General features: G+C 64.0%; 20 protein-coding genes. 8 read left to right on the top strand and 12 right to left on the bottom strand.

The window, feature by feature from the left end:
• Positions 1 to 154 precede the first annotated feature (154 nt).
• Both hmgA and hppD read right to left on the bottom strand, forming a co-directional pair.
• A complete protein-coding gene (gene hmgA, locus NX05_RS16145) occupies positions 155 to 1,480 on the bottom strand; it encodes a homogentisate 1,2-dioxygenase (protein ID WP_039433151.1) in 1,326 nt (441 codons plus the stop codon).
• Positions 1,481 to 1,789: 309 nt separating this feature from the next.
• Positions 1,790 to 2,905 carry a 4-hydroxyphenylpyruvate dioxygenase gene (hppD, locus tag NX05_RS16140; protein ID WP_039433076.1) on the bottom strand — a complete coding sequence of 372 codons (1,116 nt, stop codon included), beginning with the start codon at positions 2,903 to 2,905 and terminating at the stop codon, positions 1,790 to 1,792.
• Positions 2,906 to 3,027: 122 nt separating this feature from the next.
• On the opposite strand from hppD, the gene NX05_RS16135 reads away from it, so the two are divergent.
• Entirely contained in the window at positions 3,028 to 3,516 is a 489-nt protein-coding gene (locus NX05_RS16135; RefSeq protein WP_010368009.1) for a MarR family winged helix-turn-helix transcriptional regulator, read from the top strand.
• A gap of 343 nt (positions 3,517 to 3,859) precedes the next feature.
• Here the strand turns inward: NX05_RS16135 and NX05_RS16130 are convergent, their stop codons facing one another.
• From NX05_RS16130 to NX05_RS16120, 3 genes are all read right to left on the bottom strand, one after another.
• Positions 3,860 to 4,450, bottom strand: coding sequence for a thioredoxin family protein (locus NX05_RS16130; protein WP_010368007.1), 591 nt, complete (start codon positions 4,448 to 4,450; stop codon positions 3,860 to 3,862).
• An 11-nt stretch (positions 4,451 to 4,461) separates the two neighbouring features.
• Positions 4,462 to 5,970 carry a peptide MFS transporter gene (locus NX05_RS16125; protein ID WP_010382062.1) on the bottom strand — a complete coding sequence of 503 codons (1,509 nt, stop codon included), beginning with the start codon at positions 5,968 to 5,970 and terminating at the stop codon, positions 4,462 to 4,464.
• A 639-nt stretch (positions 5,971 to 6,609) separates the two neighbouring features.
• Positions 6,610 to 7,506, bottom strand: coding sequence for a tryptophan 2,3-dioxygenase (locus tag NX05_RS16120; RefSeq protein ID WP_010382061.1), 897 nt, complete (start codon positions 7,504 to 7,506; stop codon positions 6,610 to 6,612).
• 664 nt (positions 7,507 to 8,170) lie between these two features.
• On the opposite strand from NX05_RS16120, the gene NX05_RS16115 reads away from it, so the two are divergent.
• The 5 genes from NX05_RS16115 to NX05_RS16095 all read left to right on the top strand — a co-directional run bounded on the left by NX05_RS16115 (position 8,171) and on the right by NX05_RS16095 (position 15,961).
• Complete coding sequence (locus NX05_RS16115) at positions 8,171 to 11,758, top strand: lamin tail domain-containing protein (protein ID WP_039433077.1); 3,588 nt, start codon at positions 8,171 to 8,173, stop codon at positions 11,756 to 11,758.
• A 176-nt stretch (positions 11,759 to 11,934) separates the two neighbouring features.
• A complete protein-coding gene (gene pdhA, locus NX05_RS16110; RefSeq protein WP_039433078.1) occupies positions 11,935 to 13,023 on the top strand; it encodes a pyruvate dehydrogenase (acetyl-transferring) E1 component subunit alpha in 1,089 nt (362 codons plus the stop codon).
• Positions 13,016 to 14,089, top strand: a complete 1,074-nt coding sequence (locus tag NX05_RS16105; protein WP_039433079.1) for an alpha-ketoacid dehydrogenase subunit beta — start codon at positions 13,016 to 13,018, stop codon at positions 14,087 to 14,089. Before pdhA ends, NX05_RS16105 begins: the two co-directional genes overlap by 8 nt.
• Position 14,090: 1 nt before the next feature.
• Positions 14,091 to 14,474 carry an SH3 domain-containing protein gene (locus NX05_RS16100; protein ID WP_010367993.1) on the top strand — a complete coding sequence of 128 codons (384 nt, stop codon included), beginning with the start codon at positions 14,091 to 14,093 and terminating at the stop codon, positions 14,472 to 14,474.
• On the top strand, positions 14,471 to 15,961 hold the full coding sequence (locus NX05_RS16095; RefSeq protein ID WP_039433081.1) for a dihydrolipoamide acetyltransferase family protein: 1,491 nt from the start codon (positions 14,471 to 14,473) through the stop codon (positions 15,959 to 15,961). The genes NX05_RS16100 and NX05_RS16095 overlap by 4 nt, the downstream gene beginning before the upstream one ends.
• A gap of 246 nt (positions 15,962 to 16,207) precedes the next feature.
• On the opposite strand, the gene xopW is transcribed toward NX05_RS16095, so the two are convergent.
• Positions 16,208 to 16,894 (bottom strand): type III secretion system effector XopW, encoded by a 687-nt coding sequence (gene xopW / locus NX05_RS16090; protein ID WP_230597584.1) that lies wholly within the window; start codon positions 16,892 to 16,894, stop codon positions 16,208 to 16,210.
• Positions 16,895 to 17,656: 762 nt separating this feature from the next.
• Here xopW and NX05_RS16085 point away from each other — a divergent pair.
• A complete protein-coding gene (locus NX05_RS16085; RefSeq protein ID WP_039433085.1) occupies positions 17,657 to 18,949 on the top strand; it encodes a DEAD/DEAH box helicase in 1,293 nt (430 codons plus the stop codon).
• A gap of 310 nt (positions 18,950 to 19,259) precedes the next feature.
• Here the strand turns inward: NX05_RS16085 and NX05_RS16080 are convergent, their stop codons facing one another.
• From NX05_RS16080 to NX05_RS16070, 3 genes are all read right to left on the bottom strand, one after another.
• Positions 19,260 to 19,595: a DUF6172 family protein gene (locus NX05_RS16080; RefSeq protein ID WP_039433089.1), complete on the bottom strand. Its 336-nt coding sequence runs from the start codon at positions 19,593 to 19,595 to the stop codon at positions 19,260 to 19,262.
• A gap of 259 nt (positions 19,596 to 19,854) precedes the next feature.
• A complete protein-coding gene (locus tag NX05_RS16075) occupies positions 19,855 to 20,286 on the bottom strand; it encodes a VirK family protein (protein ID WP_026112367.1) in 432 nt (143 codons plus the stop codon).
• 346 nt (positions 20,287 to 20,632) lie between these two features.
• Positions 20,633 to 22,042, bottom strand: coding sequence for an FAD/NAD(P)-binding protein (locus NX05_RS16070; protein WP_039433090.1), 1,410 nt, complete (start codon positions 22,040 to 22,042; stop codon positions 20,633 to 20,635).
• 378 nt (positions 22,043 to 22,420) lie between these two features.
• Here NX05_RS16070 and NX05_RS16065 point away from each other — a divergent pair, with 378 nt between their 5' ends.
• Positions 22,421 to 23,179, top strand: a complete 759-nt coding sequence (locus NX05_RS16065; RefSeq protein ID WP_039433091.1) for an SDR family NAD(P)-dependent oxidoreductase — start codon at positions 22,421 to 22,423, stop codon at positions 23,177 to 23,179.
• A gap of 522 nt (positions 23,180 to 23,701) precedes the next feature.
• Here NX05_RS16065 and NX05_RS16060 read toward each other — a convergent pair.
• The 3 genes from NX05_RS16060 to NX05_RS16050 all read right to left on the bottom strand — a co-directional run bounded on the left by NX05_RS16060 (position 23,702) and on the right by NX05_RS16050 (position 26,813).
• Complete coding sequence (locus NX05_RS16060) at positions 23,702 to 24,334, bottom strand: NAD(P)H-binding protein (RefSeq protein WP_039433092.1); 633 nt, start codon at positions 24,332 to 24,334, stop codon at positions 23,702 to 23,704.
• Positions 24,335 to 24,350: 16 nt separating this feature from the next.
• A complete protein-coding gene (glgX, locus tag NX05_RS16055) occupies positions 24,351 to 26,513 on the bottom strand; it encodes a glycogen debranching protein GlgX (RefSeq protein ID WP_010367969.1) in 2,163 nt (720 codons plus the stop codon).
• A 114-nt stretch (positions 26,514 to 26,627) separates the two neighbouring features.
• The gene (locus NX05_RS16050; RefSeq protein WP_008575499.1) at positions 26,628 to 26,813 is read right to left on the bottom strand and encodes a DUF2934 domain-containing protein; all 186 of its coding nucleotides are present in this window, start codon (positions 26,811 to 26,813) and stop codon (positions 26,628 to 26,630) included.
• Positions 26,814 to 26,829 lie beyond the last annotated feature (16 nt).

Below are 26,829 nucleotides of genomic sequence, written 5' to 3'. Positions count from 1 at the left end.
CCTCACGCCGCGTCCGCTTGCGCTTGCCGTTGTACTCCGCATCGCCGAAGGTCAGTTGCATCGTCGTTGTCCGTTGCGTCTGTGTGATTGTCGCAGGATCAAGGGGAGTTGTTCAGAGTTTCCCTAGGGAAAGCCTGGGCGTATTACGCTCCGTTTACCGTGAAACCGACGTCGCGTTTTCCGCTGGTGGATGCTGAAACGCCGCGCGCAATCTGGACCAACACTGCTGGTAATCGGCTTGCCGATGCGCGGCGTTCAATGCCTGCTGCGCAGGGCGTAATACCGCGCGGGTTTCGAACATGAAAGCCATGGTTTCAGTGATCACTTCCGAGCGCGTGAGATCTGCCTGCGAGGCTTTGTCGAAGGTGGCCGCATCCGGGCCGTGCCCGCTCATGCAGTTATGCAACGAGGCGCCACCGGGCGCGAAGCCTTCGGCCTTGGCATCGTAGACGCCATGCACCAGGCCCATGAATTCGCTGGCGACGTTGCGATGAAACCACGGCGGACGGAAGGTGTGCTGCGCCACCAGCCAACGCGGTGGGAAGATCGCAAAATCCATGTTCGCAGTGCCATGCGTGTCGCTGGGTGAGGTCAGCACAGTGAAGATGCTGGGATCGGGATGATCGAAACTGATCGAGCCGATGGTGTTGAAGCGACGCAGGTCATAGCGATAGGGTGCGTAATTGCCGTGCCAGGCGACCACATCCAATGGCGAATGGCCGATGTCGGCACGCCAGAGGTGGCCTTGGAACTTTGCGACCAATTCGAACGCGTCTTCGCGTTGCTCGAACGCAGCATGCGGCGTTTGGAAATCGCGCGGATTAGCCAACCCATTCGAGCCGATCGGCCCTAGATCGGGCAGGCGCAGCAGGCCACCGAAGTTTTCGCACACGTAACCGCGCGCGGTGCCATCCAGCAACTCGACGCGAAAGCGCACCCCGCGCGGAATCACACCGATCTGCTGCGGCTCCAACGCCAGCACGCCAAGTTCGGTATGCACACGCAACCGGCCCTGCTGCGGCACCAGCAACAGCTCGCCATCGGCGTCATAGAAGAAGCGATCCTGCATGGAGGCGTTGGCCGCATACAGATGCACGCCAACGCCGGACATCGCCTCCGGCCCACCATTGCCGGCCATGGTGTAGAGACCATCGACGAAATCGGTGGGCGCGGACGGCAATGGCAGCGGGCTCCAGCGCAGCTGATCCGGCGGCACCGGGCCGGTACCGAAGTCGTTGTGGAAGTGCGACTGCTCGATCAGGGAGAAGCTGCCATGCACGGCCGCCGGACGGATGCGATACAGCCAGCTACGCCGATTCTCGCCACGCGGCGCAGTGAACGCGGTGCCGGACAACTGCTCTGCATAGAGCCCATGCGCCACGCGCTGCGGCGAGTTCTGCCCGACCGGTAGAGCACCGGCCACGGCCTCGGTCGCAAACTCGTTACCGAAGCCGGTCATGTAGTTAGATTGGTCATGCATGGACATAGGCTCTTCAATTGTGGTCCTGCCATCGCACAGGACGACCAGTGCTGAAGCCCCTCTCCCGACGGGAGAGGGGCTTCAGCAACGTGCGTTTTCATCACTCTGTGTTGTCAGACACATGCGTGCTTGAGACGCGCGCGATTGCCTGATACGTGCGACTTGTCTGCGTAATTGGCCTGATACATACCAAAGCTCCGCCTGACTTAACAAGCTGCGGCGTTGGGCATCACAACGAGCACCACTCCAAACCCGCACCGGCGCAGTTAGTGGCAGCAGCCACAAATCCCGAATCACCTATCCCAGCCGTCAAAGCACCCCACGCTTCATCTGATCGCGCTCGATGCTTTCAAACAACGCCTGGAAATTACCTTCGCCAAAACCTTCATTGCCCTTGCGCTGGATGATCTCGAAGAAGATCGGGCCGATGCAGTTGGTGGTGAAGATCTGCAGCAGCTTGCGCTGTTTGGTATCCGGGTCGGCGTCGATCAGGATTTTGTTGCGGCGCAGGCGTTGGACATCTTCGCCGTGGTCGGGGATGCGCAGATCCACCACGTCGAAATACGTGTCCGGCGTGTCCAGAAAGCTCACGCCGGCGGCGCGCATTTTTTCCACGCTGGTGTAGATGTCGTCGGTGAAGCAGGCGATGTGCTGGATGCCTTCGCCCTGGTACGCGTCCAGATACTCGTTGATCTGGCTCTTGGGGTCGGACGATTCGTTGAGCGGAATCCGCACGATGCCATCCGGCGCCGTCATCGCCTTGGACACCAGGCCGGTTTTGGCGCCCTTGATGTCGAAGTAGCGGATCTCGCGGAAGTTGAACAGGCGCTCGTAGTAATCCGACCAGCGTTGCATGTTGCCGAAATACAGGTTGTGGGTGAGGTGGTCGATGAAGGTCAGCCCGAAGCCGGTCGGATGCTGGTCGGCACCTTCGATCGGCTCGAAATCGCCGTCGTAGATGCTGCCGGCGTCGCCGTAACGGTCCACCAGATACAGCATGCAGTCGCCGATGCCCTTGACCACCGGTGCCGGCACGGCGCGCGTATCGGCCTTGTCCTGCACCGCTTCGCCGCCGTTGCCCAGCACGGTCTGCAGCACGGTCTCTGCCGGGGTGCGGAAGCGGATCGCAAAGCCACAGGCGCAAGGACCATGCGCAGCGGCGAAGTCGGCAGCGAACGAATCGGGGTCTTCGTTGAGCAGGAAGTTGACCCCGCCCTGGCGATAGACGGTAATGGGGCGGCTGCGGTGACGCAGCACCGCGCTGAAGCCCATCTTGCGGAAATAGTCGTGCAGTTGCTCCGCCTGGCCGGCCGGTGCGGCGAATTCGACGAATTCGAAGCCGTCGATGCCCATCGGATTCTCGAAGGTGGTGACCTGCATGCCCGGATCCGGGCGGGTTGCAGTGGTGTTCCGTTGTGCGCTCATCGTCGTTTCTCCACGCTTTGGGGGCCGCAGGGCTATGCGGACTAGCAGAAGACCCGCGAGAATGCGCAGGCCACCCTCCGTTTGTAGTTGCAAATGAAACCAAAATCAAGACACAGTGCAACATGAGCGATCTCGACGCCCCTCATCCGCCGCAACATCCTGTACTGCTCAACCTTGAGCAGTTCCTGCCGTATCGCCTGAGCGTGCTGTCCAACCGTATCAGCAGCAATATTGCCAAGGTATACGGCGATCGTTACGGCATGGCGATTCCCGAGTGGCGGGTGATCACGATTCTGGCGCTATACCCGGGATCTTCGGCCAGTGAGGTCTCCGACCGCACGGCGATGGACAAGGTGGCAGTCAGCCGCGCCGTGGCACGCCTGCTGGAGCGCGGCTTCATCCGCCGCGAAACCCACGGCGATGATCGCCGCCGCTCGATGCTGGCGCTGTCGCCGGCCGGGCGCCAGGTCTACGAGACCGTCGCGCCGCTGGTCAACGAGATGGAACAACGGCTGATGTCGGTGTTCAGCGCGGAAGAACAGCAAATCCTGGAAAAGCTGATCGACCGGCTGGCCAAGGATGGGCTGCCGCGCATGGCCAGCAAGGAGTAAGTGGCGCTGCGCAGGACCTGGTTTAGTTGCAGTTCCGTGCTAGCGGGCAACGCTGGTGCAGTACTCGCATCGCTGCTGGACGCGCGCAGAACTGTGTATGGCGGCTCCTACAGATTGCGACCGGAGGTTGGATCGCTGCTCTTCGCTGTTGGCACGCCGCGCATGGCCACAGTACCTCCCATGCAGTGGCGTGCTGCTGTCGCCGACGCTGCATCATCAGGTGGTGCAGCACGCAGCGCGACGCAGACTCACCGTGCGCACGCCAGCCGATCCACATCGGCACGATGCAAACACAAAACCCCCGCACTGCTGCGGGGGTTTTGTGTTTGACGCATCCAAGACCTCAGGCCTGCGGCGGCGCCCACTGCTTGAGGAAGTCGAACAGCTTCTTGCGGTCGAAGCCCTCGCCCTTGCGCAGCTCCGGGCCAGACTGGGTGGTCAGCAGCTTGCCGTCGTTATCCAGCACCAGCAGCGAGGGAGAGTCGTTGAGCTGTGAGAACGCCGACAGGAACGCAGCGTTTTCGTTGGCCGCATCGCGGTTGACCTTGACCACCACGAAGTGCGCGTCGCGGAAGCTGCGTAGTTCGGCGTCGCCGCCCATCAGCTCATCCAGCGCCTTGCAGGGCTCGCAAGCCGCATTGCCGACATTGAGCACGATGCGCTTGCCGCCACGCTTGGCTTCGACCTTGGCCGTCTCCAGATCGGCGGCCGGATCGCGCGAGGGGTCGTATTGCGCATTGAGCGCGGCGGCTGCGGCGATATCTGCAGCGGTCGGCGTATTGCCCGAGGACACCGGTTGGCTGGGATCGGCGCTGGGCGGCTTCTGCATCGACGTATCCAACGGCTTTGGCGCTTCCTGCGGGCTGCTGGTCTGCCCGCAGGCGCTCAACAGACCCGTCAGCAATAAGCCACAGACAAGGGGTTTGATCGGCATCGCTGTTCTCCTCACTTCACACCATGCATCAATTTATTGATCAGCGGCGCGATCAGGAACAGCAACGCGCCGGCGCCCATCAGCGCCCAGAACCCGAAGGTATATCCGCCCAGCGCCGAGGACACACTCATGCCTTCGTTCCCGCTGACATGACCTGCGAAAATGCCCGACAGGTTGTTGCCGATGCCGGTGGACAGGAACCAGCCACCCATGCCGAAACCGACCAGGCGTACCGGGGCCAGCTTGGTCACCATCGACAGGCCGATCGGCGACAGGCACAGCTCGCCGATCGACTGGATGACGTAGACCATGAACAAGGTCCAGAACGGGATCTTGCCGGCGTCGTTGACCAGGCTGGACAACGCAAACATCAGCAGCAGGAACGCCAGGCCGTTGAACAGCAGGCCCAGGCCGAACTTGCGCGGGATCGACGGATTGAAGCGGCCGGACCTGACCCAGATCCAGGCGATGACCGGGGCCAGCGCAATGATGGCGATGGAGTTCACCGACTGGAACCACGCGGTGGGGAAGGTCCAGCTGCCGAAGTTGCGGTTGACGATGTTGTCGGCCAGGAAGGTGAACGAGCTGCCGGCCTGTTCGAAGAACATCCAGAACAGCACGTTGAATGCGAAGATGATCAGCATCGCAATCACCTTGTCGCGCTGTACCTTGCCTTCGCGGATGCCTTCCACCAGCAGCATCACCGACAGGCCGATGAACAGCACCGTCAGCACGATCTGCAACACGTCCGCACCGACCGCGAGCAGGAAGTACACGCCCGGAATCGCCAGCAGGCAGCCCACTAGCACCATCAGCACACGGCCCACGCCCTGCGCGTCCGGCGCCGGGGCGCCGATGCCCTTGAGCTGGACGCGGCCGAACCAGAACCACACCAGGCTGATCAGCATGCCCACGCCGGAGGCCATGAACACCATTTTGTAGGACGGCATGGCTTCGGTGCCGAACACCTTTTCGGCCAGCAGCTGGGTCAGCACCGGCGAGATCATCGCGCCCAGGTTGATACCCATGTAGAAGATGGTGAACCCGCTGTCGCGGCGTGGATCGGCCACCGAATACAGCTTGCCGACCATGGTGGAGATGTTCGGCTTGAACAGCCCGTTGCCGACCACCACGGTGGCCAGGCCGATCTCGAACATGGTGTGGTCGGGAATGGCGATCAGAAACAGACCGGTCGCCATGACGGCCGCGCCGACCAGGATCGAGCGCTGGTAACCGAGCACACGGTCGGCCACGTAGCCGCCGAAGATCGCCGCCGCATACACCAGCGCCAGGTAGGCGCCGTAGGTCCGCCCCGCCGGCGCCTGGCCGGTGGCATCGCCGTTGAAGAACTGCGCAACGATGTACAACACCAGCGCCCAGCGAATGCCGTAGAACGCAAAGCGTTCCCAGAATTCGGTCATGAACAGCAACCACAGCGGCCGGGGATGGCCGAGCAACGTGGGGAACTCGGGCGGCGGCGGATTGGAGGCGGATGTCGGCGCAGTCGCGTCAACGCTCATAGAAGTCCCTTGCGTATTCAGTGATGGCTGGGTGCACCGGAGCGAGCCCGGGCAACGCGCGAGGATCACTTAGACGTCATGTACGCGTCAAATTCGCCGGAGTCGGCGACCTGATGGCGGAGGGTGGAATGGGCGGGTTTGGTGGGTGTGTTGGGTATCCCCACCGGCGTGTGCGAGATCGTTTCCAGGGCCTAGGATGGTCCCGAGGCGCCTGCGTCAGCACTGGCAATCGCCCTTAACCCCTACCGCCGCCGCGCCTTGCCTTCTCCCATTGGGACATTGTCCTCCTTCATGGGGGAGAAGGTGCCCGAAGGGCGGATGAGGGGCGCGTCGGAAAGCTGGCAGCGCCAGCGATCACAAACGCGTCGCCACGCGCCGGCAAAGTGAAACGATCAATGCTGCTGCCATGCATCGATCCCTGCTCCGCCCCGGCCCGCGCTCGCGGCGCGGGCGCTCCTAGGCACGCGCGCCAGTAGCGCGCAGGCCGCGCTTTCTCGCCCTGAGGGGAAGGCGCTTGAGTGCGCTGCGGCTGCTGATTGCTCAGCGTTTGCATTGCTCAGCTTTTTCCCTGCGCGGGTTGTCGCCCTGCTCTGCTTATCCCCGTGCTCAGCTTGTCGCCCGCTTGACGTCTGGCCTTACTCAGCCGTTCCCGGCGTACGCCCCGCCCTGCACTGGGCGGCTGTCCACGCCCACCGAGGTGCGCACGTCGAACAGTTCCGGGAAGAATGTCAGCGCCAACGCCTGCTGCAGAAAGCCGACGCCGCTGGAGCCGCCGGTGCCGCGCTTGAAGCCGATCACCCGCATCACCGTGCGCATGTGGCGGAACCGCCACAGCTGGAACTGGGTTTCCACATCCACCAGATCCTCGCACAGCACGTACTCGCGCCAGTAGCGGTCGGTGTTTTCGTAGATGCGCTCGAACACCGGCCGCAGGCTGTCGTCGGCCACATGGGCGGCGGTCCAGTCACGGGCATGATATTGCTGGGGAATTGCGTGCCCGAAGCGCGCCAGATAGCGCAGGAATTCTTCATACAGACTGGGTGCTTCAAGCACTTCGCGCAGCCGCGCCTGGCCCGGCGGGTCGTACGCGAACACCTGCAGCACCTGCGGGTTCTTGTTGCCGAGCAGAAACTCGATGTAGCGGTATTGCAGCGATTGAAAGCCCGACGAAGGCCCCAGCACATCGCGAAAGCCCATGTACTCGCTGGGGGTGAGCGTCTCCAGCACCGACCACTGTTCGGTGAGCTGGCGCAGCACCTGTTTGCTGCGCGCCAACACCTTGCGGCATTGCCAGACCTGATCGTTTTGCAAATGCACCATCGCCGCGCGCAGCTCGTGCGCCAGCAGCTTCAGCCACAGCTCCGAGGTCTGGTGCTGGATGATGAACAGCATTTCGTCGTGATGGGCCGGCTCGGACAGCGGCTGCTGCGCAGACAGCAACTGGTCCAGCCGCAGATAGCCGCCGTAGGTCAGCCGCCCCTCCAGGTCGGTGTGGATGCCAGGTTCCAGGTCACGCAGATTCTTGTCGACGGGCATGGCGGAGCGCTGAAGATCGGGCACGCAGGGTAGCGCGCTGGCGGCGGCTTGGCAGCCGCTGCGGAATTGGGAATTGGGAATTGGGAATTGGGAATTGGGAATTGGGAATTGGGAATTGGGAATTGGGAATTGGGAATTGGGAATTGGGAATTGGGAATCGGGAATTGGGAATCGGGAATCGGGAATCGGGAATTGGGAATTGGGAATCGGGAATCGGGAATCGGGAATCGGGATTCGGGATTCGGGATTCGGGATTCGGGATTCGGGATTCGGGATTCGGGATTAGCGGATGGCGGATGGCGGATGGCGGATGGCGGATGGCGGATGGCGGATGGCGGATGGCATTCGGCCATGGCCCGGGTTGGCTGGCTGCTTGCAGTCCCGGAGGCGTTCCTGAGGGATTGGGCCAGCGATCCTTGCGCAGTGCCTTGCAGAACGCCCATCCACACCAGTCGCACCTCCATGCCTCGGCCTCGAGCCCGCTTCTTTTCACCTTTGAACCAACTTGCACGCGCCCGGCCTAGTCGCAGCTGCTGCACCGCTGTCACCGTATCGTCAACCACGGTCTGCAAATTCATGCAGAATCGAACGGCGCTGCCGGCCAGGGACGTGGCCGGACCAGGGGAGCGTTTCACGTCTCAGGGATCCGGGGGACTCTTATCTCATGCATGTGTTGCAGCGTCGTGCAGCCGTATTTTTGTGTGCGCTGGCCGTGGCCGGCCACGCCAATGCCCAAGTCGTCATCAGCCAGGTCTACGGCGGTGGCGGCAATAGCGGCGCCACCTTCCGCAGCGATTTCATCGAGCTGCACAACATCGGCAGCACCTCGGTCGGCCTGGACGGCTGGTCGGTGCAGTACGCCTCGGCCGCCGGCAGCAGCTGGCAGGTCACCCCGTTGGCGGGCACTGTTCCGGCCGGCGGTTATTACTTGATCAAGCAGGCCGATGGCAGCGGCGGCAGCGTTGCGCTGCCCACGCCCGATGCCATCGGCACGCTGGCCATGAGTGGCACCGCCGGCAAGGTGGCGCTGAGCACCACGGCGGGCGCGCTGAGCGGCACCTGCCCCACCGGCAATGCCGACCTGGTCGGCTACGGCAGCACGGCCAGCTGCGCCGAGGGCAACGCGCCCACGCCCGCCCCCAGCAACACGCTGGCGGTGCTGCGCGGCAACGAAGGGTGCACCGATACAGACAATAACGCAGCCGATTTTGCGACCGGCGCGCCGGCCCCACGCAATGCCGCCAGTGCCGCGCGCCTGTGCAGCGGCGGCGGCCAGCCGATTGCCACGTTGGCCGATGTCAGCCAGGCCGAAGGCGATACCGGCAGCCGCAGCTACGTGTTCACGCTCATCCTGAGCCAGCCGGCCGGTGCGGGCGGGGTGAGCTTCACCGCCGCCACCGGCGATGGCACCGCCACCGCCGGCAGCGACTACATTGCCCTGCCAGCCACCACCCTGCGCATCGCCGCTGGCGAACGCAGCGCCACCATTTCCGTCGATGTCCTGGGCGACACCACGCCTGAGCCGGATGAAAGCTTCCGCCTGCAGATCAGCGGCGTGACCGGCGCGTTGCCGGCCACGCTGAGTGCTACCGGCACCCTCCTCAACGACGACTTCAGCCTGTTGCCGATCCACGCCATCCAGGGCAAGGGCGCACGTTCGCCGCTGGAAGGCCAGGCAGTGGCCACCTCCGGCATCGTGACGGCACGCCGCAGCGCCGGGTTCTTCCTGCAGGCGCCGGATACCGAAGCAGATGCCGACCCGTCCACCTCCGAAGGCGTGTACGTCTACACCGGCAACGCACCGCCGGACGCGGCCGCCATCGGCAATCGGGTGCGCGTGCAGGGCACGGTGATCGAATACGTGCCCACCGCCGACCCGGCCCAGCCGCCGCTGACCGAGATCGGCGGCAGCGTCACCGTGCTGCTGGATTCCACCGGCAACCCCTTGCCGATGCCGGTGGCGTTGAGCGCGAACTTCCCCAACCCTAACGGCGCCTTCGATCAGCTCGAAGCGCTGGAAGGCATGCGCGTGGCCGCCGCCAGCCTCACCGTCAATGCACCCACCGGTGGCAGCGTCAACGAGACCAATGCCACGGCGACCAGCAATGGGGTGTTCCATGCCGTGGTCACCGGCGTGCCGCGCGCCTACCGCGAGCCGGGCGTGCAGTTGCCCGACCCGCTGCCGGCCGGCTCACCTGCCGGAGTGCCGCGCTGGAATACCAACCCCGAAGTGATCGCGGTCGGCAGTGCCGGCGTCGGCGCTGAGCGGCTGGATCTGGCCTCCGGCTGCATGGTGCTCAACGTGGTCGGCCCGCTGGATTACAGCTTCCGCCGCTACACGCTGTATCCGGAACGTACCCCGCAGGTGAGCTGCAACGGTGCCGACCAACCACGCCCCGCACCGATGCCGCAGGCAGACGATGTGGCCGTGGCGACCTACAACATGGAGCGCTTCTTCGACGACCAGAACGACCCGGCCATCGGCGAACCGGTGCTCACGCCGGCCGCCTTCCAGGCCCGCCTCAACAAGGCCTCGCTGGCGATCCGCAATTACCTGCACATGCCCGATATCTTGGGCACGGTGGAAGTGGAAAACCTCAGCGTGCTGCAGACCCTGGCCGCACGCGTCAACGCCGATGCGGTGTCCGCCGGCCAGCAGGATCCCAAGTACGTGGCGTACCTGCAGGAAGGCAATGACGTGGGCGGCATCGACGTCGGTTTCCTGGTCAAGACCGCAGACACCGCCGGCGGCGTGCCGCGGGTGGACGTGCTCTCGATCGCCCAGGAAGGCAAGACCACGACCTGGACCGAGCCGGCAGGCGGTGTGAGCCTGCTTAACGACCGCCCGCCGCTGGTGCTCACCGCCAACGTGCATCAGGTCGATGGCCGCACGCTGCCGTTGACCGCCATCGTGGTGCATCAGCGTTCGCTCAATGGCGCCGAGACCGACGATGCCGCCGGCACCCGCATCCGCGCCAAACGTCAGGCGCAGGCCGAGTATCTTGCGCGCCTGCTGCAGACGCGTCAGCAATTGAACCCTGACGAAAAAGTGCTGGTGATGGGCGACTTCAACGCCTTCGAGTTCAACGATGGCTATGTGGATGCGATGGGCACGGTCACCGGCAAACCGGCGCCGGATGCGCAGACCGTGGTGGGCGGCGATGGTGCCGATCTGGTCAACCCGGATTACACCGACCTGACCTGGTTCAACACGCCCGACCAGAGCTACTCGTACGCGTTCGACGGCAACGTGCAGTCGCTGGATCACATCCTGGCCAACGAGGCGCTGATGCGCTCGCCGCAGATCGCCTCGTTGTCGGTCGGCCACGCACGCATCAATGCCGACTTCCCGGGCACCGCGCGCAACGATGCCAATACGCCGACGCGGTTGTCCGATCACGATCCCACCGTGGTGCTGTTGCGCATGAGCAAGCAGGTCAACGCGGACCTGGGTGTGGCGGTGACTGCTGCACGTGCGCAAGTCACCGAAGGCGAGCGCATCGACTACACCGTGGATGTGGAGAACCGTGGGCCGGATCGGGCACCGTTCACAGCGCTGGCGCTGGTGTTCGACCTACCGGTGCAGGCGCGTATCACAGCGCCGACGGGTTGGATCTGCCAGAACCAGACCAATGCCACGCAAACTACATTTACCTGCAATCTGCCCGCGATGAACCCCGGCGCCATGCAGAGCTTTGCGGTGCACCTCGATGCCAGCCCGGAACTGGCAGGACGCACCCTGATGCTGGCCGGGTCGGTCGCCTCGCAATCGCCCGATCCGCAACCTGGCAACAACGCCGACACCGCCACAGTCGTGGTACAGGCACGTCCGCAACCCCGCAGCGACCTAGCCGTGCGTTTCGACGGCCCAAGCAGCTTGCCGACCACCGCTTTCAATGCCACCTACCGCGTGTTGTTGAGCAATGTCGGCGCGGCGCCGGCGCAGCGTCCCAGCCTGGTGATCGAAGGCAACACGGTGTCGGCGTTGTCGCAGCTGGTACCGCCGCAAGGGTGGATCTGCGACAAGCAGGCACAGTCGCTGCGCAGTGCCCGCTTCGTGTGCAGCGCGGCGGCGGTGCTGCTGCCCGGCGCGCAGGCAGCCTTCCAGCTGACCGTGACGGCCAAGCCCATCCCGGCCGAAGGCGCGGTGCGGGTGCAGGCCACTGCCACCGCCAGTTCGCAAGATGCCAATCCGGCCGACAACACTGCGCTGATCGTCACCCCGATCGGCGGAGGTGACGGGCGCCGCTAATCGCAGTGCAACACGTTGCAGTTCTCAACTGCGCCAAAGGGTGCGGCCTGGTCCGCGCCCTTTTTTTGTGCAAGCCAGCATGCTGGTCTGCTGCGGTGCAGGAAAGCGTTTTGCTTCGCCGTCCTTAACATGGCAACTCATATCATTTGAAACTTCTTGATGAAGGTGTCGTCGCAATGAGCGTAGCCGCGCAGTTCCAGATCGACTATCTGCACTACATGGACGCGGACGGCCAATGGGTCCGCGACGACCTTCCGGCCGACGCCGCCAATCCGCAACAGCTGCTCGCCCTGTTCAAGCGCATGTTGTTCGTGCGCACCTTCGACACCAAATCGGTGGCCCTGCAGCGCACCGGCAAGCTGGGCACCTACGCGGCCTGCATCGGCCACGAGGCCACGCATGTGGGGATCGGCGCCTCGATGCGCAGCGGCGATGTGTTCGCGCCCAGCTATCGCGAGTACGGCACCATGTTCGAACGCGGTGTGCGCCCGCGCGATGTGCTGCTGTACTGGGGCGGCGACGAGCGCGGCAGCGACTATCCGCGCGATGCCGATGCGGCGATCGACTTCCCGATCTGTGTGCCGATTTCCACCCAATGCCTGCATGCCGCCGGCGCGGCGCTGTCGTTCAAGCTGCAGCGCAAACCGCAGGTTGCGGTGGCCTGCTGTGGCGACGGTGGCAGCTCCAAGACCGACTTTTATGCGGCGCTCAATTCGGCCGGCGCCTACAAGCTGCCGCTGATCCTGTGCGTGATCAATAACGGCTGGGCGATCTCGGTGCCGCGCTCGGCGCAGACCGGCGCGCAGACGCTCGCGCAGAAGGGCCTGGCCGGCGGCCTGCACTGCCTGCAGGTGGACGGCAACGACCTGGTGGCCGTGCTCGAAGCGATGCGTCAGGCGCGCGTGCGTGCGCTGGCCGGCGATGGCGGCACGGTGATCGAATTCCTGACCTATCGCCTGTCCGACCACACCACCGCCGACGATGCGCGGCGTTATCGCGGCGAAGAAGAGGTCAAACAGGGTTGGGCACGCGAACCGTTGCTGCGCCTACGCCGTTATCTCACTGCGCAAGGTCTGTGGGACCAGGCGCAGGAAGACGCCTGGAAAGCCGAATGCAGCGCGCGCGTGGACGAAGAGGTCAACGCCTATCTCAACACGCCGGTACAGCCGGTCGAAGCGATGTTCGATTACCTCTACGGCGACCCGCCGGCCGAGTTGCTGGCACAGCGCGCCGAAGTGATGGCGCTGGAGTCGCATCATGGATGAGCTCAAGCATGTGCCCGCAGACACGTCGCAGCAGCACGCCGGTGCCCCTTACAACGCCGCGGCAACGCGCGGAGAGATCGCCATGAGTTCGCCCATCACCCTGATCGAAGCCATCACCCAGGCGCTGGCCTGGGAGCTGGAACACGACCCCGCGGTGCTGCTGCTGGGCGAGGATGTCGGCGTCAACGGCGGCGTATTTCGCGCCACCGCCGGCCTGCAGCAACGCTTCGGCAGTGAACGCGTGCTGGACACGCCACTGGACGAAACCACTATCGCAGGCCTGAGCGTTGGCCTAGCCGCGCAAGGCATGAAGCCGGTGGCCGAGGCGCAGTTCGACGGCTTCGTGTATCCCATGGTCGATCATCTGATCTGCCACGCCGCGCGCCTGCGTCACCGCACCCGTGGCCGCCTGCATTGCCCGATGGTGCTACGCGTGCCCTGGGGCGGCGGTATCCGCGCGCCGGAACATCACAGCGAAGCCAACGAAGCCATCTTCACGAACGTACCGGGCCTGCGCGTGGTGCTGCCATCCTCGCCGCAGCGCGCGTACGGTCTGTTGCTGGCGGCGATCCGCGACCCGGATCCGGTGATTTACATGGAGCCCAAGCGCATCTATCGCCAGTACAAGGAAGTGGTGGCCAACGACGGCGAAGCGCTGCCGCTGGATGTGTGCTTCGTGCTGCGCGACGGTACCGACGTCACCCTGGTCACCTGGGGCGCGCAGGTCAAAGAAGCGCTGGAAGCGGCCGACAAACTTGCCGGCGAAGGCATCAGTGCCGAAGTCATCGACGTGGCCACGCTGCGCCCGCTGGACTTCGACACCATTGCCGAATCGGTTGCGAAAACCGGCCGCTGCGTGATCGTGCAGGAAGCCCCGCGCACTGCCGGTTTCGGTGCAGAAATTGCGGCGCGCCTGGCCGAAAATTCGATGTACGACTTGGTGGCGCCGGTCGAACGCGTCACCGGTTACGACACGCATATCCCGCTGTTCCGGCTGGAAATGAAGTACTTGCCCAGCGTGGAGCGGATCGTGACCGCGGCACGTCGCGCGGTGGCAGCCGGCTGACATGCGCGCCCGCCTGCTTTGCGAACATCGCGCTGCCTACGCCAACCCGGTCCGCTTCCAGGCAGGCCAGCAGGTCAGCCTGGGCGTGCGCGACGAAGAATGGCCGGCGTTTGCCTGGGTCACCAGCGATGGTGGCCGTGCCGGCTGGGCGCCGCTGGCCTGGCTGCGCCCACTGGGCGACGGCCGGGCCGAAACCCTGCGCGATTACGACGCACGCGAACTCGATGCCCAGGCAGGCGAGGACGTGTTGCTGCATCACGAACACGGTGGTTGGTGGTGGTCCGAGCGTGCCGATGGCACACAGGGCTGGCTACCGGCTGCCGACCTTGAACTCCTCGACGACACCACGCCGCAGCTGCCTGCCGCGCAAGAGAATTTGCCATGAGCGACAACAAGAATTTCCACCTGCCTGACTTGGGCGAAGGCCTGCCCGATGCCACCATCGTTGAATGGTTCGTCAAAGAGGGCGACACCGTGCGCCTGGACGACCCGCTGGTGTCGATGGAAACCGCCAAGGCGGTGGTCGAGGTGCCCTCGCCGTTTTCGGGCACCGTGGTCAAGCTCGCCGGCGCCGCTGGCGATGTGATCGTGACCGGCTCCATGCTGGCGCAGTTCGCGCTGGACGCCTCGCAGCCGCAGCGTGCCGACGGGCAAGACACCGGCCATTCGCACGGCCCGGCGCCGACGCACTCACCCACGCCGAGTACCGGCGACAGCGCCGCAGGGCACACCACGCGCGTGGTGGCTTCGGACAACGGCGGAGAGATTGCCGATGCCGATGCTGCAGATAGCAATGGCAATAGCAGCAGCGATCGCGATGATGCCGGCACCGTGGTCGGCGCAATGCAGAGCTCCAACGCCGTGCAGAGCGAACAGGCCATCGCCGTCGGCGGCGTGCGCGCCATGCCGGTGGTGCGCGCGCTAGCACGCAAGCTGCGCGTGGACCTGGCGCAGGTGCGTGCCACCGGCCCGGAGGGCACAGTGACATTGGCAGACGTGAAGCAGGCAGCCGCGGCAGGCACCGCGCAGGCTGTCCGCAGCGCAGTGATGGCGCCGGCCAGCGGCGCTACAGCGGCCGGGCTTGCAGGCGACCATGGGCAAAGCGTAGCTGCGCGTGGCACGTCGGCATCGCCCGCACCGGCAAGCGCCGCGGCCCGCACCACCGAACAACCGCGCTCCACGCTCTCGGCCAGCGGCAAGCCGATGCGCACGCAATCGCCCGGCACGGTCGTCAAGGGCCAACCCGAGCAACTCAAGGGCGTGCGCCGCAACATGGCGCGCGTCATGGCCGACGCGCATACCAAGGTGGTGCCGACCACACTCAACGACGATGCCGATCTGCACGCCTGGCAACCGGGCAACGATGTCACCGTGCGTCTGGTGCGCGGCATCGTGCGCGCCTGCCAGGCGGTGCCCGCACTCAATGCCTGGTTCGACGGCGACGCACTCAGCCGCACCCTGCACAACCAGATCGATATCGGCATTGCCGTGGATACCGAAGAAGGCCTGTTCGTGCCGGCGTTGCGCAACGCCGACATGCTGGACGCGCACGGCATCCGCGAAAGCGTCAACCGGCTGCGCCAGCAGGTGGAAAACCGCAGCATTGCCGCATCGGAATTGAGCGGCTACACCATCTCGCTGTCCAACTTCGGCATGTTCGCCGGCCGCTATGCCACACCTGTGGTAGTGCCGCCCTGCGTGGCGATCGTGGCTGCCGGCCGTGCGCGCTACCAGCTCACCCCGGTGATGGGCGGCGTGGAAACCCACAAAGTGATCCCGTTGTCGCTGACCTTCGATCACCGCGCCGCCACCGGCGGTGAGGCGGCGCGCTTCCTGCGCGCCTTGCTGGACGATCTTGCATTGGCCAACTGAGCACTCGCGCGGCGGGCTTTGCCAGCTCGCCGCGCAGGCTGGACCAGGACGCTCTATCGCAACCGGTCAATGTTAGCTTAGACGGACGCATTCACGGAGCGGCTAAGCAGCGACGCAGTTGCTGATCCAGTTATCAACGGTGCCGGCAACCATGCGACATTCAGTGTGCTAACGACCTGACGCTCTGATCTTCCGCAGCGTCAGTGGCCAAGCTTGGCTGCAGCGAGCGCGAGCACCTTGGCCAACTCAACCGCCACTACTGGAAGCACCGCCTTGATCTTTCTCCGCAGCAGCAGCTTCCAGCTCACGAAGACGCTGCCTCCTGACGGTCTCTGAGGCCCGTAGTGGCTTGTGGTCGTAATTCACTTTGGTGGCACGGGCATCACGCTCAAAGGTTTCATACTGTTTCACTGCAAGCGCCCCCTCCTTTTTCATGTCCTTCTCATCACCACGGATTTTCGTATAAGTCCTAGATCCTTTCTTTAGAAGTCTCTTTATCTCCTTAGTCATTGGCGTGGTATGCCGATTTCCGTACAATGCCGCCGCAACCTCGCGCGCGTTCGTCTCTATCCGCAGCTCCCGATTTTCAACGGAAGAACGGTATTTGTAGTCCTTCAGCTTAACGTCTTCGGGATTAACTTCTTCCGGCTTATGGTCCTCCAGATATCTCTCACGCCGACTCCTTGTGTCCAGGACACCGGGGTCGTGCTCGTCTTCCACACGAACCCAAGGGTCGAGCCTGACCCCTTTTTGGGCACGACTACGGTTGGGACGGCTATGCGATGCAGGGGCCAGGCCCTGCAGCATGGGGTTCATTTGTTCTTGTGCAGATGATCCGGACGATTGCGGCTGCCGGCTGCTGGTGCCGGCCACCTCCGTGTCGGAGGTGGCGGAATATTTACGAAGTGCGCTGGGGACTAGACTCGGTTTCATTAAGACACCTCTTCGTTTTGACGACGGTTTAAACACGACGTTGAAACTGGGCGGCCCAAGCAGCGCGATTTTTGCGCTGACACAACCAGAGCTACGCAAAAGACATCGTGTATCTACTTAACCTCTCAGCTAGAACTTAGCAGGCTGCTGAAATACTCTGGTTGGACCTTAGCGACTGCTCGAAGAAGGGCTAACACGGAAACTCCTACGCGAAATCTGAGGTTGGCGGGGTCTGTCGGAGGCTCAGAATTGGCGTAGAAGCCACTCATCTATCCAGGTCGGCAGGCCGAAATAAGTATTTCAGTAGCCTGTTAGAGGTCGCTTCCACTGGAAAGCGTGAAAACAGAGGACTTCCATCAAATAGCTATAGAGAAATTATTTATTTATGGAGTAAAAACGCTGATTAAGACATCGGCTTTGAATGTACTCTCGCCCTCTCGACGGCACGCTCGACACCTGCAATTTTGTAGACGCTTGCGAACCTTCGGTAGCACCGAGCGCGATCACCCCCTGGCAGATCGCATGCCAATCCAGCAATGCCATCGGGGCTGCGAACATCGCAGATCGCATTGCACAGGGCCACAACGCCGGCGATCACTGGTCACGGCCGTGGGTTGGTCGCATTGGACGCAGCAAACCTCGGGTCGACACACCGGTTGTTGCCACTGCCGCTTGGCGGCGCCGTGGAGCGCTATGCGCAGCGAGCGCACCTGCACTTCGTTTCGGCATGCACGCCGTCGACAATGCGCGGATAATCGCACGATGTCACTGAAAGAAGATTTGCTGTCGCTACAGCTACAGCCCTTTTTCGAGTCCGCGCTCGCCAGGGCCGGTGTGCGTACGCTCACGCCGATCCAGGTCGCGATGATTCCGCCGATGCTGGCCGGCCGCGACCTGATCGCCACCGCACAGACCGGTTCGGGCAAGACCCTGGCGTACGCCTTGCCACTGCTGCAGCAGCGCGTACAGGCGCCGGAACAGGCGCCACGCGTGCTGGGCGGACTGATTCTGGTGCCAACGCGCGAGTTGGTCGCACAGGTCGCGCAGACCTTGCTGCCGTTGGCCGCTGCATTGCCGCGCCGGCTGAAGATCGTCGCCGCTACCGGCGGTGAGGCGATCAATCCGCAACTGATGGCCTTGCGCGGCGGCGCGGATATCGTCATCGCCACCCCGGGGCGGTTGCTGGACCTGGTGGCGCACAATGCGTTGCGCCTGGCGCAGGTGAGCACGCTGCTATTGGACGAGGCCGATCGTCTGCTCGACCTGGGCTTTGGCGCCGAGCTCGATCGCATCTTCGGCCTGCTGCCGGCGCAGCGGCAAAGCGTGCTGGTCTCGGCCACCTTCCCACCCGCCATCGCAGCGCTGGCCAAGTGGCGTCTGCGCGACCCACTGCGCATCACCATTGAAGGCACGCCGGAACAGGCGCCAGCGATCACGCAACGCGCGATTGCAGTAGATGCCGGCCAGCGCACGCAGCTGCTGCGTCATCTGCTGCTGGAACACGCCTGGCCGCAGCTGCTGGTATTCGTCGCCAGTCGCCACACCGCTGACAAGGTTGCCGAAAAACTGAGCAAGACCGGGATTGAGGCGTTGCCGCTGCATGGCGAATTGAGCCAGGGCCGCCGCGAACGCGCGCTGCGCGCCTTCAAACAGGCTGAGGTGCAGGTGCTGGTGGCCACCGATCTGGCCGGGCGCGGCATCGACATCGACGCCCTGCCGGCAGTGCTCAATTACGACCTACCCCGCTCCACCGTCGACTACACCCACCGCATCGGCCGCACCGCACGCGCCGGTGCCAGCGGGGTGGCGATCAGCTTCGTCACCGCCGACAGTGCGCAGCAGTGGCGGCTGATCGAAAAACGCCAGGGCCTGCGCGTGCCGACCAGCGTAATCGAAGGCTTCGAGCCGACGCAGGCGGCAGATGCGCCTGCTGGCGACATGTCCGATGCAGCGGTGCGTGCAGCGGATAACAACGGCGGCATCAAGGGCAAGCGGCCGAGCAAGAAGGACAAATTGCGTGCGGCCGCACAGGCGAAGACTGGCAAGCCTGGCTGAGGGTGGCAACACCCTGAGGCGGAAGTCGTCAGGTAGATGCCTAGCCCGCTTGACCGCAGCGCCCGTGCGGCAGATGACGCCATCCAGCGCCAGCAGACGAGCCGGCGACTGCGCAACTTCCCTCAATCGCCTGGAAGTACTTGCTCACGATGGCGCACTGCCAACTTCGATGGTCCGTGCACATTGGCTACGCAGCGCCGAGCGCAACCGGAAGACGATCTGTGCGGCGCTTCCGCCGCCACGCAGGGAGCAGCGCATCAAGCGCTCGCCGCTCCACCGCGGTACGTCGCGCAAAGTGAGCGGCGAAAACTCAGTCCTGCTCGAAATCCAGCTCGCCATCACCGAACGCATGGTCGCTCTCGGCGCGCGGCACACGCTTGCCCGGCTTGCGCAGGATTTCGACGAAGAACTGGTCGCCACCTTCGGAAGTCAGCACGTTGATCGAACGGATCAGCTCGGCCGGCGGCAGTGCCACGGCGCTGGCTTCATCCACCCCGAAGCGCATGTCGAAGTCCCAGTAGTCCGCGCCTTCCGGCTGGTCCTTGCGGCGCTCGCGGCGGATGTACTTGCGGATATCGTTCTTGCTGGATTCCAGCAGACGATCGCGGTTCTTGCCTTCGAGGTTGAGCTGGTAGGTCTTGCGCATGGCGACATCGGTTGAGAACTGGCCGCCTATTGTGAGGCCAAGGCGGCATCACGGGCGAATCCGGCGTCTACTGGCGCTGCCAGCCCTCCCGCGCCGCGGTACGCGCGCCGCGGCTGCCACCGCATTGCAGCTCCCGGCCAGGCAGTCCTGCGCCAGTCGCCCTGCCGTAGCCCAGGCCACGCGGCTTGTGCAGGGGCCTACACGCTTTTCGAATGCTGCGATGCCATGCATGTGATGGCATCGCAGACACCCGATGCGCTCAATCGGCGTGGAAACGAACGCCTTCATTGAGCTTGCATTGATACGCCAGCACTGGCCCACGTTGCTGCAGGCCCGGCAGGTCATACATGTAGGTGGTGAAGCGCAGGCTGCCATCCGGGCGCAGTTGGTAGCGCATGAATTGCTGGATCGGCTTGCCGTCGTTGGCGACGGTGAAATGCGCATCCGAAAATGCCACGGTGCCGTCCGCGGTGATGCGGTAGGCATCGATATGGCGGCCGCCGCGGGTCTGGGTGACCGGCGTACCTTCTTCGGGCGCGCAGCGTGCAAGGTCGGTGCTCACACTGACGTCGTAACCGGCGTCCAGCGCGGCGGTCACTTCGTTGTAACTCTTAAGCGATTCGCTGGCCAGCGCGGGCAGCGCGCACGCGCATAGCGTGGTAAGCATTGCGATAGAAACAAGACGTGGCATGGCGAACTCCGGCAAATAACGGGATGCGACGGCCTGGGCTTGCATGCGCCCAGACCGCCAACATGACCCACTCCGTCCTGCATGAGCGCGCGACACTACGCATTACGCGGCATGATTGCGCTGCCTGGCGAACGCCGTGCACAGATCCGCATTCTGTGTATCACTCAGCGCATAGCGAAAGATCGGCTCTAAGCGAGCGGGCATACGCTGTTCGAGACGCGATCAATATCTTCGCAGACCATGCGAGGCAAAGCGCATCCTCGTCCGCGCTTTGCACACACTTTCGGTCCAGATGAAAAACAGGCAAGCACTTACGCCACCGCAAAAACTTAACGAGCCGCCGCACCTACAACCGCGTATTGACCTCGCGCGGCACCTGCTCAGGCGTCGGCTGTAACGCAGGCGTTGCACCCAACAGCAGCCGGTCGGCCAATGCGCGCGTGGCCACGCGCAACTCGGGCACCGCGGTGATTTCCCAATAGCGCCCGCGCAATAGCGGGCCTACGCAATACAGCCCCGGCACGATCTGCCCGGCGCCATCGCGCACGCGCAGTTGCGCATCGGTGTCCACGCCCAGGCCTAACGGATCGGCGCGCAGCAGACCGGCTTCGCGCATGCCGGCAATCAAAGGGTCGCTGGTGCGGTCGATGTCGGTATCCAAGCCCGTGGCGCGAATGACTGCATCGTAGTGACCGGTCTGCGCATCAGCAGAGCCGCGCGGGCGGATCACCGCTTCCACGCCATCGGGCACCCAGCGCGCACGCAGCAAGCGTGCAGACACAATTTGCAACTGGCCCGACGCTTGCAATTGCGCCAGCTGCTCGGCGGCACCAGGCGCCACGCGATGGCGGGCCACTTCCCAGTAGGGGCGCAGGTGCCGCAGGAAGCGCGCACGCTGGCTCAGTTCCAGGCGCTGCCACAGCGGCTGCAGATGCGGGCGCAGCGCATCCACCACGCGACGCCAATCGTCGACCACCGCACTGAGCTGACGTACCCCGCGCAACAGGCCGCGCAGATCGGCGTCTTTGAGCGCACGCTGTAGATGCGGCGGCAATTCCAGTGGCGCGCCGGGCTGGCGCAGATGCGCTTGCGGTGCCAGCCCACGCCGGGAAATCGCCAGCAACCGGCCTCGATGCCCGCGCGTGTGCAAGGTCAGTGCCACGTCCACCATGGTCAACCCGGTGCCGACGATCAGCACATCGTCGTCCGGTGATAACCGCGCCAACGCATCGCCCTGCCACGGCCAGCCGATATAGCGCGGATGCACGCTCAAGCGCGGGCCGATACCCGCCAGCGCCTGCGGTTGCAACGCGCCGACCGCCAGCACCACGCGATCGCTCTGAAACGCATCGCCATTGGCCAGAAACACGCGGAAGCCCTTGCGCACGCGCTCCACCGCCACCGCTTCTTGCGACAGTCGCATGATCGAGGCTTGCGCGCCGCTCACCGCCGCATCCAGTTCGCTGCGCAGGTAGTCGCCATAGGCCAGCCGCGGCAAGAATTCCAAACGCCCGCCGTCGCCCAGATGCAGGGTGTCGGCGAAGGCGCCAGGCGCCTGTGCGTCGATGCCCAGATCCTTGGCTCGCACGTTGAGCAGATGCTCTGGCCGCGCTGCGCCATAGGCGATCCCGCTGCCAAAGGTCTCGGCCACGCCGACCAGGGTGATGCGCACCTGCGCATCGGCCGTCTGCGCCAGTGCACGGACCAGCGCGGTGCCGCAGAAGCCGGCGCCGATGACGGTGATATGGGTTTCCATGTGTACATCCCGCTGAATGACTCGCACGTTGTGCCCGCAGCGCGCCGCCGGTGTGTAAACGTTTGGTTAGCCGTGAGCAATCAAAAACGCATGAGCTGATCGCTGGCAGTGATGAGGCTTACGGCGCAGGCAACGGCCGTTGCAGATGGCAGCGATATGACAGCAGGCGCGACTGCATTGGATGGTGGTGCGTGGGTCTGTGCGTGCTTGTTTTGTTAGGCGCTGCGCAATGCGGCACCCGGTCTGTGCCCTGGCCGACTTATTCGTGCAAGTCAAAGACGGACAGATTTCGTAGACGTGCAGGAGTCAGCAATGCACGCAGCGACCGTGCATCGCCCAGCTGTCTGATAATGCATGTTTCCAGATTGAGCACCCGCCATGTCCCACTCCGCAGTTCGCCCGCAACGTGTCCTGATCGCTGGCGGCAGCCGTGGCATTGGCCTAGCAATCGCAGAAGGCTTCGTGCGCAACGGCGCGCAGGTGTCGATCTGCGCACGCAATGCCGCCGGACTTGCACAGGCGGCAGACGCACTGGCAGCACATGGCGCCCCGGTGCACATACAGCCCTGCGACCTGGCGGACGCCACGCAGATCGACGCCTACGTGCACGCCGCAGCAAAGGCGCTAGGTGGCCTGGACGTGGTCATCAACAACGCCTCCGGTTTCGGACATGGCAACGACGATGCCAACTGGCAGGCCGGACTGGATATCGATCTGATGGCCGCAGTGCGCTGCAATCGCGCCGCGCTGCCGTATCTACGCAGCAGCGATGCGGCGGTGATCCTCAACATCAGCTCGATCAACGCACAACGCCCCACCCCGCGTGCGATCGCCTATTCCACCGCCAAGGCTGCGCTGAACTACTACACCACTACCCTGGCCGCAGAACTGGCGCGAGAGCGCATCCGCGTCAATGCGATCTCGCCTGGATCGATCGAGTTTCCCGACGGCCTGTGGGACAAACGCCGTCGCGAGGAACCGGAGTTGTATGCACGCATCCGCGACAGCATTCCGTTCGGTGGCCTCGGACAAGTGCAGCATGTTGCCGATGCCGCGTTGTTTCTCGCATCGCCACAGGCGAGTTGGATCACCGGGCAAGTGTTGGCCGTGGATGGCGGGCAGTCGTTGGGCGTATGAGATGCTGACTCACTCGCTCTAACTGCAAGAGCTAACGGCTCCCAAGATATGCTCAGCAAGAATTCAATGTCCTAAGGCGTCTTTGATTCACACAAGAATTTGCAGCAAATCAATAGCGCAACTAGCCAAGCAATTACTTGATAAATTCCGTTCCACACTTTATCCGCTTGAGAACAAATGCGACGAGAACGACAAGGAAACACACCATAAGGACGCGAATGCCACTGCGCTTGCCACAAACACGATCCTGGCAATCACCTTAATCGTCATTACTTGCAGCCGCATTTAGCAGCGGCACGCTGCAGCTCCGCCATTCGTCGATCACCAAAGCCAGCGTTCGTCTGATCAAACCCTGCATGGCCATTCCTTCTGGCAAACCTGCACCGGATGAGGATACTTCAAGGCCCGGACACCTACTGCATCTCGGCAACGAAAATCCAGGTTGCGCCACCACTTTCAAGCCCTATCGCGCCGCTCATCTGGCACGCCAATCTTCGCAGCAGCGCTTCCTTGGCTTCGGGGCTACCCAACCAAATCCGCCGCCTCAACGTTGTGCTCACCACGCGCCGGTGCCAGCGCGGCAGTCACCATCGCTGCGGCAATCCGTTCGGCCGGATTGATGCGAAAGCGCCGGGGTAGGATCGGGCCCAGTGCGCCGAGGACAATGCTGCCAACGTGCTCGCCGGTGCGGCGTTCTTGTCGTTCGCCGCCGATCAGGCCAGGGCGCACGAAAGTGAGCGAGGGGAAGCCGATCTCGCGCAGATCGCGTTCCAGCTCGCCTTTGACGCGGCTGTAGAAGATGCGCGATTGCGCATTGGCGCCGGCCGCCGAGTTCAGCACGAAAACCGATGTACCCTGCGCGCAGGCTGCGCGTGCGATGGCCATCGGGTAATCATGGTCGATGCGATAAAACGCTTCGCGCGAGCCGGCCTGTTTCATGGTGCTGCCTAAGGCGCAGATGGCCGCTTCCATGCGTGGTGCGGTCCAGTGCTCGAGCCGTTCGAAGTCGATGACATGGTTGCGCAGCTTGGGGTGGATCTGTGCCAGCGGACGCCGCGTGAGCGCGACCACGCCGGTGCATCGCGCATCGGCCAGCAATTGCTGCAGCACCTGTTTGCCGACCAGGCCGGTCGCCCCTGCCAACAAAACATCCATCAGGCCATCCTCGCCATCAACGTGCTCCTTCGGAGACGATCCGCGCACTGCTGATGATGCGGTCGCGCTCCACTGCCAGCAGCGTCAGCGAATGCGCCGGTGCCTTCCATTCGCTGCCTCCGGCCACCACGCGGCCGCCGTGGCGCGCGGTGTCCACCAGCACGCGCCAGTGTTCATCGTGCATCGCCGGCAGTGTGAACGACACGCTGGTGGAGGCGGCATTGATCAACATCAGCAGCGTCACATTGGCCGCGATCTCGCGCAGACCGGTGGTCGGCGAGCGGCCATCCAGGCGCAGCATCAGCGCGCGCGCTTCCGGGTCGTGCCAGCCGGCTTCGTCCATCTCGTGGCCGTCCGGTGCCAACCAGGTGAGATCTTTCAGGCCCAACGCCTCGTCGAACTTGCCGTCGAAAAAACGCGCGCGATGCAGCAGTGGGTAGCGCTGGCGGATGCGGATCAGTCGGCGCACGAAGGCAGCCTGGTCGGCGGCGGCAGCCCTGGTGGCGGCGGTCCAGTCGATCCAGGTGAGCTCGTTGTCCTGGCAATACGCGTTGTTGTTACCGTTCTGGCTGTGGCCGAATTCGTCGCCGGCCAGCAACATCGGCGTGCCTTGCGATAACAGCAAGGTGGCGAGCAGATTGCGCATCTGCTGGCGACGCAGCTGCTTGATGGTCGGGTCGTTGGTTTCGCCTTCCACGCCGTAATTGCACGAGATGTTGTGGTCGCTGCCGTCCCTGCCATCTTCGCCGTTGGCGAGGTTGTGCTTGCCTTCGTAGCTGACCAGATCGCGCAGAGTGAAGCCGTCATGCGCGGTGACGAAATTGACCGACGCGGTCGGCCGGCGGCCGCTGTGATTGAACAGATCCGCAGAGCCGGTGAGGCGCGTGGCTAATTCGGCCAGCTGGCCGCCGTCGCCGCGCCAGAACGCGCGCACGTTGTCGCGGAACTTGTCGTTCCATTCCACCCAGCCAGGCGGGAAGTTGCCCACCTGATAGCCACCGGGGCCGATATCCCACGGCTCGGCGATCAACTTGGTCTGGCTGAGCACCGGATCCTGGCGCGCCGCATCCAGAAAACTGCCGGAGGGATCGAAGCCGTAACGCTCGCGGCCGAGGATGCTGGCCAGATCGAAGCGAAAGCCATCAACGTGCATTTCCTGCACCCAGTAACGCAGCGAATCCATCACCATGCGCAACGCGCCGACATTGGTGAGATCGAAAGTGTTACCGGTGCCGGTGTCGTTGATGTAGAAGCGACGATCGTCGGCCAGGCGGTAATAGCTGGCGTTGTCGATGCCCTTGAACGACAGCGTGGGGCCGAGCTCATTGCCTTCGGCGGTGTGGTTGTAGACCACGTCCAGCAGCACTTCCAGGCCGGCGTGATGCAGCCGCGCCACCATCTGCTTGAACTCGGCCACGGTGCGCGTGGACATGTAACGCGCCTGCGGCGCAAAGAAGCCCAGCGTGTTGTAGCCCCAGTAATTGCGCAGGCCTTTTTCCAGCAGATATTGGTCGTCCACGAACGCATGCACCGGCAGCAATTCCACTGCAGTGACGCCGAGCGAGCTAATGTGGTCGATCAATTCGTCGGTTTTCAGCGCCGAGAACGTGCCGCGCTCTTCCGGCGGTACTGCCGGGTGCAGCATGCTCAGGCCGCGCACGTGCGCTTCGTAGATCACCGTGCGGTTCCAGGGCGTCTGCGGCGGGCGGTCCTGGCCCCAGGTGAAGGCCGGGTCGATCACCGCGGACTTGGGCATGAACGCGGCGCTGTCGCGGCGGTCGAAGCTCAGGTCCTTGTCGCGATGGCCAATGGTATAGCCGAACAGGTGCGGTGCCCATTTGAGTTCGCCGACGATCTGCTTGGCGTACGGGTCCAGCAGCAATTTATTGTGGTTGAAGCGATGTCCGGCATCGGGCGCGTATGGCCCATGCACGCGATAGCCGTACAACTGGCCGGGCCGTGCGTCGGGCAGATACCCGTGCCAGACCTCGTCGGTGTATTCGGGCAGCGCGATGCGCTCCTGTTCGCGGCCACGTTCGTCGAACAGACACAGCTCCACCCTCGTGGCGTTGCGCGAATACAGCGCAAAGTTGACGCCTAGCCCGTCCCAGGTGGCGCCGAGCGCGTTGGGACGGCCTTCGCGGATGCGCGAGCGCTGGGTGAACTTGCGAGTGGCCATCGGTGACTCCTTAGAACGGTGAACGCAAACGGTGCGCGATTTTGCACTGGCGCAGCGATCCGCAGCACATGGGCCAGCCCGCAGACCGAGCCATGCACGTTGCCAGACGCAGCGTTACTGACGTGCAGCGATCGGCGTAGCCGCGTACTCGGCGGCCTGTTCGGCGGCGCGCTCCTCGGCCTCCACCAGCCGCTCGGCCATGGCCCAATGGCGGTCTGCGTGCCCGTCCGGGCGGCCCTCCGCCTCCCAAATCTCCCGCGCCAACTGGGCAAGCCGCGCCTGCCGTTCCATGTCATTCATTGCGTACGTTTCTCTC

Source organism: Xanthomonas vasicola, assembly GCF_000772705.2.
GTDB classification, from domain to species: Bacteria; Pseudomonadota; Gammaproteobacteria; order Xanthomonadales; family Xanthomonadaceae; genus Xanthomonas; species Xanthomonas vasicola.
This window is presented reverse-complemented; position numbering and strand designations above follow the sequence as displayed.

Excerpts from the sequence above, each read along its gene's own strand:
- NX05_RS16065 (WP_039433091.1), top strand. The coding sequence starts at position 22,421 with ATGTCCCACTCCGCAGTTCGCCCGCAACGTGTCCTGATCGCTGGCGGC.
- hppD (WP_039433076.1), bottom strand. The coding sequence starts at position 2,905 with ATGAGCGCACAACGGAACACCACTGCAACCCGCCCGGATCCGGGCATG.
- NX05_RS16125 (WP_010382062.1), bottom strand. The coding sequence starts at position 5,970 with ATGAGCGTTGACGCGACTGCGCCGACATCCGCCTCCAATCCGCCGCCG.
- NX05_RS16085 (WP_039433085.1), top strand. The coding sequence starts at position 17,657 with ATGTCACTGAAAGAAGATTTGCTGTCGCTACAGCTACAGCCCTTTTTC.
- xopW (WP_230597584.1), bottom strand. The coding sequence starts at position 16,894 with ATGAAACCGAGTCTAGTCCCCAGCGCACTTCGTAAATATTCCGCCACC.
- glgX (WP_010367969.1), bottom strand. The coding sequence starts at position 26,513 with ATGGCCACTCGCAAGTTCACCCAGCGCTCGCGCATCCGCGAAGGCCGT.
- pdhA (WP_039433078.1), top strand. The coding sequence starts at position 11,935 with ATGAGCGTAGCCGCGCAGTTCCAGATCGACTATCTGCACTACATGGAC.
- NX05_RS16095 (WP_039433081.1), top strand. The coding sequence starts at position 14,471 with ATGAGCGACAACAAGAATTTCCACCTGCCTGACTTGGGCGAAGGCCTG.
- NX05_RS16075 (WP_026112367.1), bottom strand. The coding sequence starts at position 20,286 with ATGCCACGTCTTGTTTCTATCGCAATGCTTACCACGCTATGCGCGTGC.
- NX05_RS16115 (WP_039433077.1), top strand. The coding sequence starts at position 8,171 with ATGCATGTGTTGCAGCGTCGTGCAGCCGTATTTTTGTGTGCGCTGGCC.
- NX05_RS16060 (WP_039433092.1), bottom strand. The coding sequence starts at position 24,334 with ATGGATGTTTTGTTGGCAGGGGCGACCGGCCTGGTCGGCAAACAGGTG.
- NX05_RS16100 (WP_010367993.1), top strand. The coding sequence starts at position 14,091 with ATGCGCGCCCGCCTGCTTTGCGAACATCGCGCTGCCTACGCCAACCCG.
- NX05_RS16050 (WP_008575499.1), bottom strand. The coding sequence starts at position 26,813 with ATGAATGACATGGAACGGCAGGCGCGGCTTGCCCAGTTGGCGCGGGAG.
- hmgA (WP_039433151.1), bottom strand. The coding sequence starts at position 1,480 with ATGCATGACCAATCTAACTACATGACCGGCTTCGGTAACGAGTTTGCG.
- NX05_RS16130 (WP_010368007.1), bottom strand. The coding sequence starts at position 4,450 with ATGCCGATCAAACCCCTTGTCTGTGGCTTATTGCTGACGGGTCTGTTG.
- NX05_RS16135 (WP_010368009.1), top strand. The coding sequence starts at position 3,028 with ATGAGCGATCTCGACGCCCCTCATCCGCCGCAACATCCTGTACTGCTC.
- NX05_RS16080 (WP_039433089.1), bottom strand. The coding sequence starts at position 19,595 with ATGCGCAAGACCTACCAGCTCAACCTCGAAGGCAAGAACCGCGATCGT.
- NX05_RS16070 (WP_039433090.1), bottom strand. The coding sequence starts at position 22,042 with ATGGAAACCCATATCACCGTCATCGGCGCCGGCTTCTGCGGCACCGCG.
- NX05_RS16105 (WP_039433079.1), top strand. The coding sequence starts at position 13,016 with ATGGATGAGCTCAAGCATGTGCCCGCAGACACGTCGCAGCAGCACGCC.
- NX05_RS16120 (WP_010382061.1), bottom strand. The coding sequence starts at position 7,506 with ATGCCCGTCGACAAGAATCTGCGTGACCTGGAACCTGGCATCCACACC.